Below are 16,910 nucleotides of genomic sequence, written 5' to 3' on the forward strand. Positions count from 1 at the left end.
ATTAAAGAGGAAACCCGCCGCAAGGTTATTGAAGCTTCCGAGCAGTTGGGTTACGTGCCCAGCGCACTGGCCCGCAGCTTTGCGAGAAGTAAAAGCGGTAACCTTGGCGTGGTGTTGCCCTACGTTCCGAAGGCACACTTGTTCTCGGCGTATTTCTTCTCGGAAATGCTGAGCGGCATTGGGAGCAAAGCCAGGGACAGCGGCATGGACCTGCTGGTCATGTTCAGGACACCAGGAGAAGTAATGAATTATACGGATCTGTTCCGCCGTCAGAAAGTGGATGCTTGCATCATTCTCGGCGCGCGAGATGATCATGGCGAACTGGCTGCCATGCAGCAGCTTCAGCAGGAAGGACATCCCTTTTGCATTATGAGTCAGCACTTTGCAGGTGAATCATTCATGGAAGTGGATGCCGATCATGTGGGGGGCAGCAGGCTGGCAATCCGTCACCTTACCGATCAAGGATACCGGAAAATTGCCTTTCTCAATGGTCCGGATAGTTATTCCAACAGTCAGGAGCGGCTTCAGGGCGTTCAGATCGGCTTGAATGAGGCCGGAATGAATGTGGATTCCAGCCTGTTGCTGGAGGGGAATTACGGCAGACGAAGCGGGGTGGAGGCAGCTGCTACCATTGCAGCCCGGCTTGACGAGATTGATGCTGTATTTGCTGCGAATGACCGGATGGCGATCGGTGTTATGCATGGTTTGCGAGAGCGTGGTATCAAGGTTCAGGATTTCCCCGCCTTCGTGGGTTACGATGACTCCGACGCTGCCGAGATGGCGGTTCCTCCGCTGAGCAGCGTCAGGGTTCCCTTTTATGAAATGGGAGAACTGGCTGCATCCAAGCTTATTCATGGATCATTGGGGGCAACAGCTTCATCAGTGAATACCGAATTCCCCTCAGAAACCGCAAGGCAGTTGTTGCCTACGGAGCTGATTATCCGTGCATCTTCAATCCGTAATTAATACATTACAAGCTATATTCCAAAGGAGGAAATGACCATGTCAAATCGTCTTCGTGTCGGAATGGTTGGATACAAATTTATGGGTAAAGCCCACAGCAATGCTTATCGCAGCCTGCCAATGTTTTTCCCGTCTGCCCCGTTGCAGCCCGAGATGTCGGTAATCTGCGGACGCAACGAGCAGGGAGTTCAGGAGGCTGCCAGCCAGTTCGGCTGGTCTGAGAGTATAACGGATTGGCGTGAGCTGGTACGGCGTGATGATATCGATCTGATCGATATTAACGCTCCAAGTGATGCTCATAAGGAAATCGCGCTGGAAGCTGCTCGTCAGGGTAAACATCTGTTCTGTGAAAAGCCACTGGCTCTCTCGCTCGCTGATTCGCGTGAAATGCTCCAGGCTGCAGAAGAAGCAGGAGTTGCGCACATGGTCGGATTCAATTACCGTTTCTCTCCGGCTGTGCAGCTGGCCAAAGAATTGGTGCAAAGCGGACGTCTGGGCAAAATCTATCATTTCCGAGCGTTTTTCCTTCAGGACTGGATTATGGACCCTTCCTTCCCGCTGGTATGGCGGTTGCAAAAGGAAGTGGCAGGTTCAGGCTCACATGGCGATCTCGGCGCACACCTGATTGATCTGGCACGCTTCCTGGTCGGCGAATTCAAGGAAGTGATCGGGATGAGCGAAACGTTCATTAAGGAGCGGCCGCTTGCTTCGGAAATGACCGGACTTAGCGCCAAAGGCAGCTCGAACGCAGATGCTCCGAAAGGCGAAGTGACGGTCGATGATGCCACTTTGTTCCTCGCACGGTTTGCAGATGGTGCGCTGGGAAGCTTCGAGGCTACACGCTTTGCAGCAGGTCATCGCAGTACCAACTCGTTTGAGATCAACGGCAGTCTGGGCAGCGTCCGCTTTGATTTTGAACGGATGAATGAACTGGAAGTGTATTTTACGAAGGACGATGAAGATGTGCAGGGCTTCCGCCGTGTTCTGGCGACGGATCCGGCACACAAATATGCAGAGGCCTGGTGGCCTGCGGGACACACAATTGGATTCGAGCATACGTTCACACATGAAATGCTGGAGCTGGTGACTGCAATCTCCGAAGGACGTCAGCCTGAGCCAAGTTTCCACGATGGCGTTGCCTGTCAGGCAGTATTGGAAGCGGTTGAACGTTCCGTTACAGAGCGCCGCTGGGTGTCGTTAGAAGAAATGTAAGTGTTGTTTTACCATTGGAATTGTGAAGTGCACGTCATATGGCCACTCATTTGAAATATATGAGTTAGATATAAGCCAGGATGCTGACCTCTGAGAGGTCTTGAGTTTGCGCACGGTCTGTTAGAATGACAATAACTTAATTTCCGGAAAGCGAGTGATGGGTGATGAGCAAAGCACTAATCGTATGGGGCGGCTGGGATGGACACGAACCAGAGCAGGTAGCAGCGATTTTTGAGCGCATTCTGAAGGAAGAACAATTCGAGGTTGAAGTCTCAGACACACTGGATGCATATGCAGATGCAGAGAAACTGCTGGGCCTGGATCTGATCGTTCCGCTGTGGACGATGGGACAGATTGAACAGGAATTGGTCAATAACGTATCTGCGGCTGTTCAGAGCGGCGTGGGTCTTGCGGGTCTTCATGGCGGGATGTGCGATGCGTTCCGCAACAACGTTGACTGGCAGTTCATGACGGGGGGACAGTGGGTTGCGCATCCGGGGAACGACGGCGTGGAGTATACGGTCAACATGAAGCGTGGTTCCAGTCCATTGCTGGATCATATTGAAGATTTCCAGGTAAAAAGTGAACAGTACTACCTGCATGTGGACCCTGCTGTGGAAGTGCTGGCTACGACACGTTTCCCAATTGTTAACGGTCCTCATGCAGCGAATGGCCCAGTGGATATGCCAGTCGTTTGGACCAAACGCTGGGGTGCTGGCCGCGTGTTCTACAATTCGCTCGGACACCATGCAGATATCGTGGAGATGAAACAAGTTACTGAAATGATGCGTAGTGGTTTCAAATGGACTGCGGCAGGCAAAGCGCTCGCGCAGAGCCGCACGGAAGCAGTAGCTGAGGTTTACACAGGAATGGCAGATAACCAAAATCACTAATTTAATTCTAATTCGTATCCGTTGAGATAAATATATTGACCCACATTACAGCGGTCTAGAGGTTTTTTTGGAAGCGCTATACCAAGTGGGAACACGAAGGGAGTCCAAGCATGAAAACAATGAAAGTAGGCATTATTGGCTGCGGTAAAATCAGCGGTATTTATATGGAGAACTGTCACCGATTTGAGGTGCTCGATCTTGTTGCGGTTGCAGATCTTGATCGGAACAGGGCAGAGGAGCAGGCGGCGGCTTATAATGTTCCTAACGTGTACACGGTAGATGAGATTTTGGCAGACCCCGAGATCGATCTGATCATCAATTTGACGATCCCTGCTGTTCATGCGGATGTATGCTTACGAGCGCTCGAAGCAGGCAAACATGTCTACGTGGAAAAACCACTCGCTGTCACACGTGAAGAGGGTCAAGCGGTCTTGGAAACAGCCAAACGCAAAGGTCTGCTCGTGGGCTGTGCGCCAGAGACGTTCTTCGGTTCAGGGATTCAGACGGCACTCAAAGTGGTAGAGGATGGTGTCATCGGCAAGCCTGTCGCGGCCACCGCATTTATGATGAGCCGTGGACATGAACACTGGCATCCCGATCCGGAGTTCTATTATGCAGCCGGTGGCGGGCCTATGTTTGATATGGGGCCTTATTACCTGACTGCGCTCGTGCAATTGCTCGGGCCAATCAAGGCAATTGCTGGCATGACGGGCAAAGCGATGGAACAGCGGACGATCACGAGTGAGAAAAAGCGAGGTCAGAGCATCCCCGTTGAAATTCCGACGCATGTAGCTGGATTGTTGCAATTTGAGCAGGGAGCCATCGGCACGCTGATTACGAGTTTTGACGTATTTGGCGGAAGTGTATTGCCACCGATTGAAGTATATGGCACCCATGGAACCCTTCAGGTTCCTGATCCAAATACATTCGGCGGTCCGGTTCGTTACCGTTTGCTGGGTGATGAGGAGTGGACAGAGGTACCACTTCTGCCGGGATATCAGGAAAATACACGCGGTATCGGCGTCGCAGATATGGCTTATGCAGTGGGTAGCGGTCGCGCTCACCGGGCGAGTGGAGAATTGGCCTATCATGTGCTTGAAGCAATGTGGGCGTTCCATGATTCTTCGGATGAACAGACTTTTTATAAAATGGACAGCACGTGTCAGCGCCCTGCTGCACTGCCGGAAAATCTGCCATTGTACACGCTGGATCAATAATCGATCAAGAAAAAGCTATAGCCCTGACTCCCGATACGGGAAGCAGGGCTATTTTCATTTTATATCAAGACATCATTAGGGTTCGAATCCGGCCTGGCTAATCCAAATTTCATGTTCCTCAAAATGCGCCTTCATTCGTTGGACTACTATTTTGTATGCCTCAGGACTGAACCAATCTTCCTTGCCCACTTGTTCGTAAAGTGATTTCATGCCAAGTCTCCGGGTTCGCTTGCCCTCACTTCCATCTCCCATGAAGTAATCATCAATGCATATACGCTGGACAAGCGGCCTCAAGAGGGCTGCAAAGCTTTCGCTGCTGGGCAATACTGGTGCAATAGCAGCCTGTGTGGGGATACCGGCATCCCGCAGTTGTTCTAGTGCTTGCAATCTGCCTGCGATTGGTGGAGCTGCCAGACTGAACTGTTTGCGGATATCGTCAAGGTCCGTTTCCACTGTCATGCTGACACGCACACGTTCACCCAACTTTTGCAGCAGATCGATATCACGAGTCACCAAAGGACTTCGGGTTTGAACCAATATAAAATCGGGTGAATGTTCAACCATGACTTCTAGCAATGAACGCGTGATTTGCTCCTTATACTCAACGGGCTGATACGGATCAGTACTGGATGACATAAAAATAGTGACTTTACCTTTCGATTTCGCACGCTTCAGCTCTTTGGCAAGCACGTTGGCGGCTTCCTGTTTCACATCAACCCAGCTTCCCCAAGGCTCTTTGCGAAACAAAGATACGGGCATTTGCCTTACATAACAGTAGGAACAGCCAAAAACGCAGCCTGTGTAGGGATTCAGCGTATGTGTATAACCATTAAGGAACCCTGTTCCTTTGTTCAGCAACGTTTTGGGTACTTTGTATACCAGGCTGGTCTTCATGATTGATCACGCCTTTGTTCACGGTAATTGGTAGGTGTGCATCCTGTATGTTTTCGAAATACAGTAATAAAATACGCCGGATTAGCTATGCCGACCTGTCGACCGATATCTGTGACGGTAAAACTGGTGCTTTCGAGCAATTTCCGGGCTTCGGTGACTCGTTTTTCCTGAATGTACTCCACTGGTGTTAAACCTGTAATCCGTTTGAACACCCGATGCAGATGGTACGGACTACCGTGACTAACATTCGCAAGGATATCAAGTGTTAGGGGCTCGGCAAAATGATGCTCAATATAGTCTGTTACAACGGAAATCCACTCCTGATCGGGGACTCGCTCACCCGTTGGTTTGCACCGTTTGCATGGACGGAAATGTCGTGCCAATGCTTCTTCAGGGTTGTTAAATATAGAGACATTCTCATATTTGGGTGTTTTCGACTTGCAGGAAGGTCTGCAAAAAATGCCCGTTGTCTTGACTCCGTAATAGAATTTACCATCGAAGTTGCTGTCGTTGTGGATAATGGCATTCCACTGTTTTTCATCTATAGGAACAGAATCTGTTTGATAGGGGTTATGACTTTCCATAGAGATCACCTCAACTCTCATTATACCCCTGATTCGTTGAAATCGAGGGTTTATCATACAAAAAAGCAAGATATCAATATGTTGGAAAATGTACTTCCCTTCAATCTGAATGAAATATAGGCTACAATGTACAGGATGGCAAGCTGTTTAAACGTGTAATAGGGTGTAATTTATTTACGAAAGAGGTAGATTGAATGGTTCGTTTTGGAGTGGTAGGTACCAACTGGATTACAGAGAGGCTTCTTGAGGCCGCTGCACAAGTCGAAGGATTCGAATTGACCGCCGTGTATTCAAGAACTGAAGATAAGGCTAATGCATTCGCAGATCAATATCATGCTGCACATCGATTCACCAATCTGGAAGAGATGGCGGCGAGTGATGGGTTCGATGCCGTGTACATTGCTACACCGAATACCTTTCATGCCGAACAGGCAGAGTTGTTTCTAAGAAACGGCAAACATGTCTTGTGCGAGAAGCCTCTGGCTGCTAATGGGGCAGAGGTCCGTCGTATGATTGATACAGCACGAGAACATGAAGTTCTGCTCATGGAGGCCATGAAATCAACCCTTGTTCCCTTGTTCAAAATGGTACAGTCTCACCTACATAAGATTGGCCCGGTACGTAAATATGTGGCGAGTTACTGCCAATACTCTTCCAGATACGACAAGTATAAAGAAGGAATCGTCCTGAATGCGTTCAAACCCGATCTCGCTAACGGTGCATTAATGGATCTTGGTGTGTATTGTCTCTATCCATTGATTACACTGTTTGGTGAGCCTAACCAAGTTCAGTCCCAGGCGATGATGCTGGAATCAGGGGTAGACGGACAAGGCAGTGTCATCCTGAATTATGATGAGATGGAAGCGGTAGTGACGTACTCCAAAATCTCCAATTCTCATGTTCCAAGCGAAATTATGGGCGAACGTGGCAGCATCATCATTGACAAAATTGGTTCACCCGAACATGCAGAGATACGCTACAATGATGGTACGGTGGAGAAACTCACTGCCGAGCAAATTCATCCGTCGATGTATTATGAGGTAGAGGAATTTGTGAATCTGATTCAGCAGGGCAAAAGGGAATCGGACATGAACACGTATGAACGTTCCTATGTTACCATGCAGGTGATGGATCAGATCCGGCAGCAGATTGGTCTTGTTTTTCCTAACGATTAATTCTGAAAAGTGAGCTGAGACGAGATGAGCAGAGATGAGCAGAAGAACAGAGTTGCCGGCCTGGAGCTGGCACAGATTATTTTTATCGGGCGAACCTTCGAGGAATATATGAAGATGTTCAACCTGACCGTGAAAGAGATTAAAGGTAAGTCCATTCTCGATTGTCCGGGCGGGGCTTGTTCATTCAGTAGCCATGCACGAGAGTTAGGTGCAGATCCCATGGCAGCCGATATTGCCTATGAACATGAGAGCAGCCAACTGGAAGTGAAGGGACTTCAGGATATTGAACATACGATGAAGCAAATGGAACAGGTACAGAATAAATATAGATGGGATGATTTTGGTTCAATCCATGGGCTGAAAGAAGAACGTAGACGTGCAATCACCGACTGTGTAGCCGATATGAGACGTTTTCCTGACCGTTATGTGGCCTCTATACTGCCGGAGTTGCCTTTTTCCGATGAACAATTCGATCTGACATTGTCTGCGCATTTCCTGTTTACTTATGCAGATCGCCTCGATACCGATTTTCATCTTCAGACGATTCTTGAGCTGTTGCGTGTGACCAAGCGGGAGCTGCGGATTTTCCCTACAGTAGACTTGTCTGGCAAACGTTATGAGCATATGGATGAACTAAAGGCTATACTGGAAGAACGCGGATATATCACTTCTGAAGAGATAACTTCATACGAATTCCAGCGGGGAGCACATACGATGCTCCATATTGTGAAATCTCGGTGAAAATACCCGAGTTGCAACAATACAGCCAGCACTTCATTCATGAAGGTTTTAATAAGGAATAAGATACGCATGACCAGAACAGGTTAGGAGGTTTTATCCGATGAAAAAAGTACTTATACTTGGTGGAACACGTTTCTTCGGCAAACGTCTGGTTGATCATTTGCTATGGGAAGGTAAGTCTCAGATCACAGTCGCAACTCGCGGCAAAACAGATGTAGATTTTGGAACCGAGGTTAACCGGATTAAAATGGATCGTGAAGATCCTAAATCTCTCGCCGAGGTTGCACAGACCGACATGTGGGATATTGTCTATGATAACATCTGTTACTCGCCGGATGCGGCGAAGTCGGCATGCGAAGCTTTTGCAGGACGTACTCAAAGATACATTTTGACTTCAACGCTCTCGGTTTATGGAGATCCCAAACCTGGATTTACGGAAGCCGATTTCGATCCTTATACCTATCCGCTGCAATATGGAAACCATGAGGATTTCTCGTATGGTGAGGGCAAACGTCTTGCGGAAGCTGTGTTTTTCCAGGAAGCAGATTTCCCTGTGGCGGCGATGCGTATACCAATTGTGCTCGGTATTGATGACTACACACGAAGACTTCATTTTCATATTGAACATGTGCAAAAAGGAAAACCAATCGGCATGCCAAATCCGGACGCCGAGATTGGATTCATTAATTCCACGGAAGCCGCGAGATTTCTCGCCTGGCTCGGACATTCATCCGTTACAGGCCCTGTGAATGCAGCGTCCAAAGGGGCTATAACACTCTCATCCATGATGAAACTGATCGAAACGGTAACGGGGATGCAATCCCAGGTACTGTCCGAAACAATCAAAGAAGATATGTCACCCTTCGGAATTTCGGAATCCTGGACAATGGATACTTCCAAAGCAGAGCAGGCGGGATATACGTTCGAAGCATTGATGGATTGGTTCCCGGGTCTGGTTCGGGAAGTGGCTCTGGCACTTCAATCCGAGGGCTAGAATCTAAATATATATAAGAGTTACTTTTCATACAAAGAAAACAGGACGCAGTCAGAGAGATTTTCTCTGATGCGTCCTGTTTGTGTATTTGCTTCAACAAAACAGTTCTCTCAAGTTACGGTTGACCTTCGATTGATTTTCCTGTTTATTCGGAGGGCACAGAGGCCGACGCGCGAATACGCAGCTCAGATGGCATAATGACGGTCTGTGGTTGCTCAGGAGCCTTGCCTTCAATTCGATCGATCAGCATTTGCATGCCGATGGCACCGAAATCATAGGCAGGCTGTGCAGCAACGGTGAGAAAGGGATCAAAAGCGGAAGCCAGATCCAGATCATCAAAACAGACGACCGAGATGTCCTCAGGCACTCGCACCCCCCGTTTACGCAAAAGTCGAATGACCCCGATGGCAAGCATATTGTTTGCTGCAAAAATGGCTGTAGGTTTGAGCTGATGTGCTAGCAACCTGTCGATACCCTTTTCATCGCTGAAATCCCGATAGCCTGTTCGAAGAATTAAACCTGAATCAAAAGGAAGCTCGGCTTCCCTCAGTCCCTCCATGTATCCTTCTTCTCGCAGCCGCGCAGTCGAAACTTCGGAAGAACCATTGACCAGAGCGATGTGGCGATGCCCAAGATTCGTCAGATATCGAATCAATTGCAGTGCACCTTCCCGGCTGTCCCCGGCGATTACGTCAGACGTGATTCCCGGGACAGTGCGGTCCAAAATGACAAACGGAATGTTACGTTCCTGCAGCTGCTTCAAGTGATTCAGCGAACGGTCTCCAGCAGGTGCAAACAACACACCATCGACGCGGGTAGACAGAATGGTTTCCACATAATTTTTCTCCTTTCCGTAATCCTCATCGCTGTTACTGAACAAGAGGCGATAACCGCGCTGATTGGCTGCGTCCTCAGCTCCCCGGGCCAACGTTGTGTAGAAGGGATTAGTAATATCCGTAATCAGTAGTGACAGCATCTGGGTCCGTTGCAGTACCAGACTGCGTGCATTGGAGTTAGGGATGTAGCCGAGTTCTTCAATGACCTGTTGTACACGCTCTCGTGTTGCCGGACTGATACGACCTGTTTGATTAATGACTTTGGAGACGGTCATGGCGGAGACGTTGGCTTTTTTTGCAATATCATAAATGGTGATCAATGGAATCTAACCTTTCCGCAACATAGTCTTTCCATTCTATAGGATAATGCCGATTGACAGCAACATAGGCTCATGCTATGTTAGGGTTACCGATAACCCTAATGAATAAAAAATGATTTTTTTTGGTCTAACCGCTCTTCATTTTTGCTCACTTCGCTTCCTTCATACTTAATCACAGGACAGCATAACGGAGTCAATAAATAGAGCGGTTTATTCAATTGAGTATTTGTAAACGCATTCATAACAAGAAAATGGATTGGCTACCCGCTTGCAATGGTAGTGTGTTACCTCGGGTATCGGTGAACAGAGGGAATAGAATTCCTAATTTGCCCCATCAAATTGCACACGGATAAGTCACAAGTCATTCGTACCTATTCTATGAAACCATTGAAGGAGGACGTTTTAGTATGACACATCAGGATTACCGTTATAAACAGGCATTTCCCAAGATTGGTATTCGTCCCACAATTGACGGAAGACGCAAGGGTGTGCGCGAATCATTGGAAGAGCAAACCATGCGTATGGCGACGTCCGTTGCCGAGCTGCTCGCGTCAGAGCTTCGTTATCCCGATGGATCGCCGGTAGAATGCGTCGTTGCCGAGTCCTGTATTGGCGGTGTGAACGAGGCTGCCGCTGCCGCAGAACTATTCAGTCGTTCCAACGTGGGCGTGACCATTACCGTTACACCTTGCTGGTGTTATGGAACAGAAACGATGGATATGTCACCCTCCATTCCTACGGCCATTTGGGGCTTTAACGGGACTGAACGTCCGGGCGCAGTATATCTGGCAGCGGTACTTTCTGCACATGCACAGAAGGGGATTCCGGCTTTTGGAATCTATGGAGAGGATGTTCAGGATGGAGGAGATACGACGATTCCTGATGACGTTCGTGAAAAATTGCTTCGGTTCAGCCGTGCGGGTCTTGCCGCTGCAACCTTGAAGGGACGTGCTTATCTGTCCATCGGCTCGGTATCCATGGGCATTGCCGGCTCCATCGTGAACGATTCTTTTTTCCAAGAATATCTGGGCATGCGCAACGAATATGTGGATATGAGTGAACTGACTCGTCGTATAGAAGAGGAAATTTACGATCCTGAGGAGTATAAGCTGGCACTGGCCTGGGTGAAGGAGAACTGTAGTGAAGGACAGGATAACAATCCTGCCCATCTGCAGACAGATCGCAAACGTAAAGAGTATGAATGGGAAACGGTTGTAAAAATGACCCAGATCGTACGTGACCTGATGGCAGGCAATCCGAAGCTGGCGGAGCTGGGATTCACTGAGGAATCCATGGGTCACCACGCGATTGTCTCCGGGTTTCAGGGACAACGACAGTGGACGGATCATTCACCCAACGGAGATTTTCTGGAATCCATCCTGAATTCTTCCTTTGACTGGAATGGCAAACGCTCACCTTATCTGGTGGCAACAGAGAACGATAGCCTGAATGGCGTGTCGATGTTATTTGGTTCCCTGCTTACACATACCGCGCAGATCTTTGCAGATGTACGTACCTATTGGAGCACGGATTCGGTAAAACGCGTGACAGGGCATCAGCTGGAAGGAAACGCAAAGGACGGCATTCTGCATCTGATCAACTCCGGTTCTGCAGCATTGGATGGTACAGGGCAACAATCAAAAGAAGGTAAGCCTGTGCTCAAGCCTTTCTGGGAAATTACAGATGAAGAAGTTCAGGACTGCCTGAAAGCGACCTCATGGCGGCCAGCATCCGTGGAATATTTCCGTGGCGGCGGTTATTCGGCTGATTTCCTGACTAAAGGCGGCATGCCTGTTACAATGACGCGTCTGAATCTGGTAAAAGGACTTGGTCCGGTGCTGCAATTGGCTCAAGGTTACACCGTTGATCTGCCTGATGATGTGCATGATACGCTGGATCAGCGGACAGATCCGACTTGGCCATCTACCTGGTTTGCACCTGTTCTGACGGGATCAGGGGCCTTCACCTCGGTATATGAAGTGATGAATCAGTGGGGCGCGAACCATGGCTCCATCTCTTATGGACATATCGGAGCGGATTTGCTGACACTGGCCTCCATGCTTCGCATCCCGGTGAGTATGCATAATGTACCGGAATCCGAGATTTTCCGTCCGCGTGCCTGGGGACTGTTTGGCACAAGTGAACCGGAAAGTGCCGATTATCGGGCTTGCAGCGTCTTTGGACCTTTGTATCGTTAACATCCAAACGGCTTGTCGCTGAAGCGAAGGAGGCATGAGAGATGCGAATTCAGGCAACACATGTGCTTGCAGCCGATTACGGCGCCGGAAGCGGTCGGGTGGTCCGGGGGACTTTTAACGGGAGTAAGCTCTCGTTACAGGAAATGCATCGATTCAGCAATGAACCTGTGCAGCTGGGGGATGAATTGTATTGGGATTTCCTGCGACTTTTCCACGAATTAAAACAAGGTATTGTGAAGGGCATGCAAGGCATCTCGCATCCGGTCCGTTCCATTGCTGTGGATACGTGGGGAGTCGACTATGGATTGGTGGATGGGGCGGGAAGATTGTGCTTCAATCCACGTCATTACCGGGAATCACGTAATGCGAAGTGGATGGAAGAAGTAGTGCACATGGTGAATGAAGAAGAGCTGTATTCCATGTCTGGCGTCCTGCCACAACAGATCAATACCGTATTTCAACTGCTTGGAAGTGTGCGCGAGCACTCCGAGACTCTTCGACCGGATGTGCGAATGTTGTTAATGCCGGATTTGTTTAACTATTATCTATCAGGTCAGCAGGCCTGTGAGTACACGATTGCGAGTACAAGCGGACTGTTGCATGCCGGGGAGGCCCGTTGGAATGAACAGTTGATTGGCCGTCTGGGTATCCCGGAGACCCTATTCCCACCTCTCGTTCAGCCAGGCACGGTGCTTGGACAGTTAACAGATGACTTGTGTGCGGAGTTGCGGAGTGGACCGATGCAAGTGATATCTGTAGGTTCACATGATACATCCTCCGCACTGGCAGCTATTCCTGCGACAGATTCGGAATTTGCCTTTATAAGCTGTGGTACCTGGTCACTCATGGGCGTAGAACGTGATACCCCTGTATTGGATGATCGTAGCCGCCAATTGGGATTCACCAATGAAGGTACGGTAAATGGCAAAGTGCGAACCTTGAAGAATCGCTCAGGCCTGTGGCTATTGCAGGAGTGCAAACGACAGTGGGAACGGGAAAATCAATGTTTTACCCATGAGGAACTCGTTCAGCTCGCTGCATCGGCAACCGCTCATCAATGTTATGTATCACCTGGAGATGGAGTGTATTTGGCACCGGGTGACATGCCTGAGCGAATCCGGCAACAGTGCAGTTCCAGCGGGCAAACAACACCGGAAACGACCGGAGCCATTGTGCGCTGTATTCTCGAAAGTTTGGCGCTGGAGTTCAGACAGACTCTGGATGAACTGGAGCTAATTACAGGCACGCGTCCACGGTTGATTCATATGGTCGGTGGCGGCGTGCATAATCACTTATTGTGCCAATTTACGGCAAATGCAGCAGGTGTTCCGGTGATAGCGGGCCCTGCAGAGGCAACCTCAGCCGGCAATTGCATGCTGCAATTCCTGGCCCATGGAGAAGTGAGCAGCTTGTCCGAGGTGCGGGAGGTTATGGCATCTTCTTTTTCCCCTGAAACCTATGAGCCGGAAGGCACCGCAAGGTGGCAGGAGGCTTACGAAAGCTATCAAAACCTGAATCAAACATTGGCGAACAGATCCAATTAGATGGCATTTTGCATTAATTCAATTGCAACTTCCAACCAGCTTTGTGCCCTGGGCAAAAATATGGATTCTGCAAACTGCTGAAATAGAAAAAGTCAAAGGAGTGGAGAAAATCATGTCTGAACAACATATAAGGGAAGAACTGACCAAATATGCCCGCAGAGCAGTTGCTCAGGGATTGGTGGTAGGACCAGGTGGGAATCTGAGCGCACGCTCCGAGGGCACGATGCTGCTTTCGCCGAGTGGTTATGCACTAGAGGATCTGGAGCCCGACGAATGGATTGCAATTGATATTGCGACAGGAGAGACACGTGCCGGATCGACACGTCCTTCTTCCGAAGTATTAATGCATCTGTACAGTTATCGTGTGAATCCTGATATTCAGGCCATTGTGCATACACATCCGGCTTACACTATCGCCCTAAGTCTCGTTTTCGATGAATTGCCTCATCTGTTCCCTGATCAGTCGGCCCTAGTGGGCGATATTGGCTTTGTCCCTTATGTTCTGCCCACGACCAAACTTCTTGCCGATGCAGTAGCTGCCAAGGTTGAAGAGCATACGGCGCTCATTCTGGTCAATCATGGATTGGTTACCACAGGTAAAAACCTGCGCGAAGCCTACTACCGTACCCAGGTAGTGGAGGAAAGTGCCAAGGTGTATATGATCGCCAAGGCAGCAGGGGAGCCCAAAGTGCTTACTGCAGAAGAATACAAGGAGATCCAGTCTCTTGAAAGTGAAGCCTATCGCGTGCAGCTGCTGCAACAACTCAAGTCGTAAATTATTATTATAAGCACAAAGAACCACAACTTTTTTCGACAAGTATTGCATATCCCGAAATACCGAGTATAATACTGGGTAAATAGATGCAAAGGGGATGCAATAAACGATGAAAACACACGCTGAATTGAACTCACTTCTTGTTGACGATTATCTGGATCTCCTGAACATAGCGAAACAGCTGGGTGATGAGGAGTGGAAACAGGCCATTCTGCAAGCACTGAAAGAAGAAGTGGATGCTAATCATCATCTGGATTCAACCGAGGTCAGACAGGATCTTTGGAGTCAATTTGAAGGTATTAACGAACAAATGCATGATCTGTTAATGCAACTGAAACATGCCGATGGTCCCGAAGAGAAAGAACAGATTATTGAAGCAATCTGGGGACTGAAAGTGGACCGCAATGCCATTACTCGTAAACTTGAAACCATGAGCCGTGCCAGCGCTGGACATCAATAAGCTCTATAATTTATTATAAAAAATAAAACCCGCCTGCTGACCTATGAAATCTGTTCTGGGTCGGCAAGCGGGTTTTGTGTTTGTTGCTGTATTTGTTTATTTAAGGCTTAAAACTGTTTGGCGAGCGTACGTGCCTCTTCTATGGCTTGCTGTTTGATCTCATCTGCGCGTTCCTTGTACTGGTTATGTCCTTCCACAAATATACCTTCAAGCTTCGGAACACCCAGGAAAGACATAATGATGCTCAAATATCGATGGCCGGATTCCATTTGGGCCGGAGGTCCTTCAGAATAAATGCCGCCACGGGCCTGAATGTGCAATGCCTTTTTGTTGGAAAGTAATCCGACCGGGCCTTGTTCCGTATACCGGAACGTTTTGCCAGCCACGCAGATGGAGTCGATATAAGCTTTCATAATTGGAGGAAAAGAGAAGTTCCACATCGGTGTCACAAAAACATATTTGTCAGCTGAGGCGAATTGATCGGATAATTCATTCAAACGTTGTACCTTGGCCTGTTCTTCAGAAGTCAATTCGCTGCCGGATTGAAGTTTACCCCAACCACTGAACACATCTGCATCAATATGAGGAATATCTGAGCGATACAAATCCAGATGGATGACCTCATCCGAGGGATGGCTTTCACGATATGCATCAACAAATGCTTTGCCTGCAGCCATACTGAAGGAGGTTTCATGATCATGAGGATGGGCAGTAATATACAATAATGTAGACATGCGGTTCTTCCTCTCTATGATGTTTTTTGCCAAAAAGGGCCCACATTAGTAAGCGACCGATGTAGTATGCATCCTTTTTAACGTTTTATACCTGGATAGTGACCTGGTACTCAATCATGTATAATACATTGGTGTAAGGTGAATTCGAACGATAATAGGAATGAGTGAGATGAGCGCATATGGGAATGGATCTGGAGAAGCAACGATTAAGCATTGAAGCAGCGAAATTGTATTATCAGTCGGATTACAGCCAGCAGGATATTGCGGTCAGGCTGGGCGTGTCACGTCCAACCGTTTCACGATTACTTCAGTATGCGAAAGATCGCGGTTACGTTCGCATTGAAATCATGGACCCGCTGGAGGATATCGATATTATTGCCGGGGAACTCAAGGCCAAGTATAATCTGGATACTGCGCTTGTATGTTTTGCCCCGTTGAAGAGTGATGAAGAAATTTTGAAACATATTAGCAAGAGAGCAGCAGATTACTTACAGGATACGGTGCAGGATGCAGACATTATTGGCGTAACCTGGGGGACAACGATGAACGCCGTAGCCCGTCAACTTCGTCCCAAGCAGGTTAAAGGAGTGGAAGTTGTTCAACTTAAGGGAGGCGTAAGCCATTCCCATGTGAATACGTATGCGGCAGAAATTGTTCATTTATTTGCGGAAGCTTTCCATACGGTTCCCCGATATTTGCCATTGCCCGTGATCTTCGACAATATTGAAGTCAAAAAAATGGTAGAAGCAGACCGACATATTGGCAGAATTGTGGAGCTTGGCCGACAGGCGAATATTGCCATGTTCACGGTAGGTACCGTGAAGGAAGATGCACTTTTGTTCAGACTGGGTTACTTCAACGATGAAGAACAGCAGTTGCTGATGCATTCAGGTGCGGGTGACATTTGTTCACGTTTTTTTGATGCCGAGGGACGGTTGATCAGTGAAGAAATTAACAACAGAACCGTCGGAATTGATCTGGCCGAGTTGCGAAATAAGGAAAAATCCATCCTTGTGGCAGGGGGAAAGCGCAAAATAGAAGCCATCCATGCTGCACTCAAAGGTCATTACGCCAACATTTTGGTAACAGACCAATACACTGCTCAAGCTTTGCTCCGATTATAATTCAATGGATGACAACATCTGCCACGCAACATGGGCGGATGTTTTGCTTTCTTAGGCAGAAGCTATATTGTACGATTTAATCCCGATAAGGGAAGTCTTTTGTTTAATGAAGTTTCCATGGAATGTGTTAAAATTTCAAGGGTGAACAAAAGTTCATATTGATTTTTACATATGTTCATGTTAGGGTATGGATATAGAAAATAACTAGTTCAGATAAGGGGAGATTCAATTGACTACACCACAATT

The 16,910-nt window shown here is 48.2% G+C and carries 16 protein-coding genes; 12 read left to right on the forward strand and 4 right to left on the reverse strand.

Annotation, left to right across the window (positions count from 1 at the left end):
• From AMS66_RS09530 to AMS66_RS09545, 4 genes are all read left to right on the forward strand, one after another.
• Positions 1-966, forward strand: a 966-nt coding sequence (locus AMS66_RS09530) for a LacI family DNA-binding transcriptional regulator (RefSeq protein ID WP_144424464.1), incomplete at its 5' end; no start/stop codon positions are given.
• A gap of 36 nt (positions 967-1,002) precedes the next feature.
• A complete protein-coding gene (locus AMS66_RS09535) occupies positions 1,003-2,175 on the forward strand; it encodes a Gfo/Idh/MocA family protein (RefSeq protein ID WP_053780576.1) in 1,173 nt (390 codons plus the stop codon).
• 164 nt (positions 2,176-2,339) lie between these two features.
• Positions 2,340-3,068, forward strand: coding sequence for a ThuA domain-containing protein (locus tag AMS66_RS09540; RefSeq protein ID WP_053780577.1), 729 nt, complete (start codon positions 2,340-2,342; stop codon positions 3,066-3,068).
• Positions 3,069-3,178: 110 nt separating this feature from the next.
• Complete coding sequence (locus AMS66_RS09545; protein WP_053780578.1) at positions 3,179-4,285, forward strand: Gfo/Idh/MocA family protein; 1,107 nt, start codon at positions 3,179-3,181, stop codon at positions 4,283-4,285.
• Positions 4,286-4,360: 75 nt separating this feature from the next.
• Here AMS66_RS09545 and AMS66_RS09550 read toward each other — a convergent pair whose 3' ends face one another.
• Complete coding sequence (locus AMS66_RS09550) at positions 4,361-5,179, reverse strand: SPL family radical SAM protein (protein WP_053780579.1); 819 nt, start codon at positions 5,177-5,179, stop codon at positions 4,361-4,363.
• Positions 5,176-5,763 carry a bifunctional transcriptional activator/DNA repair enzyme AdaA gene (locus tag AMS66_RS09555; protein WP_053780580.1) on the reverse strand — a complete coding sequence of 196 codons (588 nt, stop codon included), beginning with the start codon at positions 5,761-5,763 and terminating at the stop codon, positions 5,176-5,178. Before AMS66_RS09555 ends, AMS66_RS09550 begins: the two co-directional genes overlap by 4 nt.
• A 194-nt stretch (positions 5,764-5,957) precedes the next feature.
• Here AMS66_RS09555 and AMS66_RS09560 point away from each other — a divergent pair, with 194 nt between their 5' ends.
• The 3 genes from AMS66_RS09560 to AMS66_RS09570 all read left to right on the forward strand — a co-directional run bounded on the left by AMS66_RS09560 (position 5,958) and on the right by AMS66_RS09570 (position 8,673).
• Entirely contained in the window at positions 5,958-6,938 is a 981-nt protein-coding gene (locus AMS66_RS09560; protein ID WP_053780581.1) for a Gfo/Idh/MocA family protein, read from the forward strand.
• A gap of 24 nt (positions 6,939-6,962) precedes the next feature.
• Positions 6,963-7,679 carry a class I SAM-dependent methyltransferase gene (locus AMS66_RS09565; protein WP_053780582.1) on the forward strand — a complete coding sequence of 239 codons (717 nt, stop codon included), beginning with the start codon at positions 6,963-6,965 and terminating at the stop codon, positions 7,677-7,679.
• Positions 7,680-7,779: 100 nt separating this feature from the next.
• Entirely contained in the window at positions 7,780-8,673 is an 894-nt protein-coding gene (locus AMS66_RS09570; RefSeq protein WP_053780583.1) for an NAD-dependent epimerase/dehydratase family protein, read from the forward strand.
• A 145-nt stretch (positions 8,674-8,818) separates the two neighbouring features.
• On the opposite strand, the gene AMS66_RS09575 is transcribed toward AMS66_RS09570, so the two are convergent.
• Entirely contained in the window at positions 8,819-9,829 is a 1,011-nt protein-coding gene (locus AMS66_RS09575; protein ID WP_053780584.1) for a LacI family DNA-binding transcriptional regulator, read from the reverse strand.
• Positions 9,830-10,236: 407 nt separating this feature from the next.
• Between AMS66_RS09575 and AMS66_RS09580 the strand changes: the two genes are divergently transcribed.
• The 4 genes from AMS66_RS09580 to AMS66_RS09595 all read left to right on the forward strand — a co-directional run bounded on the left by AMS66_RS09580 (position 10,237) and on the right by AMS66_RS09595 (position 14,806).
• Positions 10,237-12,027, forward strand: coding sequence for an L-fucose isomerase (locus tag AMS66_RS09580; RefSeq protein WP_053780585.1), 1,791 nt, complete (start codon positions 10,237-10,239; stop codon positions 12,025-12,027).
• Between the two features lie 41 nt (positions 12,028-12,068).
• The gene (locus tag AMS66_RS09585; RefSeq protein ID WP_053780586.1) at positions 12,069-13,571 is read left to right on the forward strand and encodes a rhamnulokinase; all 1,503 of its coding nucleotides are present in this window, start codon (positions 12,069-12,071) and stop codon (positions 13,569-13,571) included.
• Positions 13,572-13,683: 112 nt separating this feature from the next.
• Complete coding sequence (locus tag AMS66_RS09590; RefSeq protein ID WP_053780587.1) at positions 13,684-14,346, forward strand: class II aldolase/adducin family protein; 663 nt, start codon at positions 13,684-13,686, stop codon at positions 14,344-14,346.
• Between the two features lie 109 nt (positions 14,347-14,455).
• Positions 14,456-14,806 (forward strand): hypothetical protein, encoded by a 351-nt coding sequence (locus AMS66_RS09595; protein WP_053780588.1) that lies wholly within the window; start codon positions 14,456-14,458, stop codon positions 14,804-14,806.
• A 107-nt stretch (positions 14,807-14,913) separates the two neighbouring features.
• Here AMS66_RS09595 and AMS66_RS09600 read toward each other — a convergent pair whose 3' ends face one another.
• Positions 14,914-15,540 carry an FMN-dependent NADH-azoreductase gene (locus AMS66_RS09600; protein ID WP_053780589.1) on the reverse strand — a complete coding sequence of 209 codons (627 nt, stop codon included), beginning with the start codon at positions 15,538-15,540 and terminating at the stop codon, positions 14,914-14,916.
• A gap of 185 nt (positions 15,541-15,725) precedes the next feature.
• Between AMS66_RS09600 and AMS66_RS09605 the strand changes: the two genes are divergently transcribed.
• Positions 15,726-16,664 carry a sugar-binding transcriptional regulator gene (locus AMS66_RS09605; protein WP_053780650.1) on the forward strand — a complete coding sequence of 313 codons (939 nt, stop codon included), beginning with the start codon at positions 15,726-15,728 and terminating at the stop codon, positions 16,662-16,664.
• The last annotated feature ends 246 nt before the right edge of the window (positions 16,665-16,910 follow it).

Origin of the sequence: Paenibacillus xylanivorans (genome assembly GCF_001280595.1) — a bacterium.
GTDB classification, from domain to species: Bacteria; Bacillota; Bacilli; order Paenibacillales; family Paenibacillaceae; genus Paenibacillus; species Paenibacillus xylanivorans.

Bases quoted from the DNA above. Each gene is read 5' to 3' on its own strand.
- AMS66_RS09535 (WP_053780576.1), top strand. From the start codon at position 1,003: ATGTCAAATCGTCTTCGTGTCGGAATGGTTGGATACAAATTTATGGGT.
- AMS66_RS09555 (WP_053780580.1), bottom strand. From the start codon at position 5,763: ATGGAAAGTCATAACCCCTATCAAACAGATTCTGTTCCTATAGATGAA.
- AMS66_RS09605 (WP_053780650.1), top strand. From the start codon at position 15,726: ATGGATCTGGAGAAGCAACGATTAAGCATTGAAGCAGCGAAATTGTAT.
- AMS66_RS09595 (WP_053780588.1), top strand. From the start codon at position 14,456: ATGAAAACACACGCTGAATTGAACTCACTTCTTGTTGACGATTATCTG.
- AMS66_RS09600 (WP_053780589.1), bottom strand. From the start codon at position 15,540: ATGTCTACATTATTGTATATTACTGCCCATCCTCATGATCATGAAACC.
- AMS66_RS09580 (WP_053780585.1), top strand. From the start codon at position 10,237: ATGACACATCAGGATTACCGTTATAAACAGGCATTTCCCAAGATTGGT.
- AMS66_RS09590 (WP_053780587.1), top strand. From the start codon at position 13,684: ATGTCTGAACAACATATAAGGGAAGAACTGACCAAATATGCCCGCAGA.
- AMS66_RS09560 (WP_053780581.1), top strand. From the start codon at position 5,958: ATGGTTCGTTTTGGAGTGGTAGGTACCAACTGGATTACAGAGAGGCTT.
- AMS66_RS09545 (WP_053780578.1), top strand. From the start codon at position 3,179: ATGAAAACAATGAAAGTAGGCATTATTGGCTGCGGTAAAATCAGCGGT.
- AMS66_RS09585 (WP_053780586.1), top strand. From the start codon at position 12,069: ATGCGAATTCAGGCAACACATGTGCTTGCAGCCGATTACGGCGCCGGA.
- AMS66_RS09540 (WP_053780577.1), top strand. From the start codon at position 2,340: ATGAGCAAAGCACTAATCGTATGGGGCGGCTGGGATGGACACGAACCA.
- AMS66_RS09570 (WP_053780583.1), top strand. From the start codon at position 7,780: ATGAAAAAAGTACTTATACTTGGTGGAACACGTTTCTTCGGCAAACGT.
- AMS66_RS09550 (WP_053780579.1), bottom strand. From the start codon at position 5,179: ATGAAGACCAGCCTGGTATACAAAGTACCCAAAACGTTGCTGAACAAA.
- AMS66_RS09565 (WP_053780582.1), top strand. From the start codon at position 6,963: ATGAGCAGAGATGAGCAGAAGAACAGAGTTGCCGGCCTGGAGCTGGCA.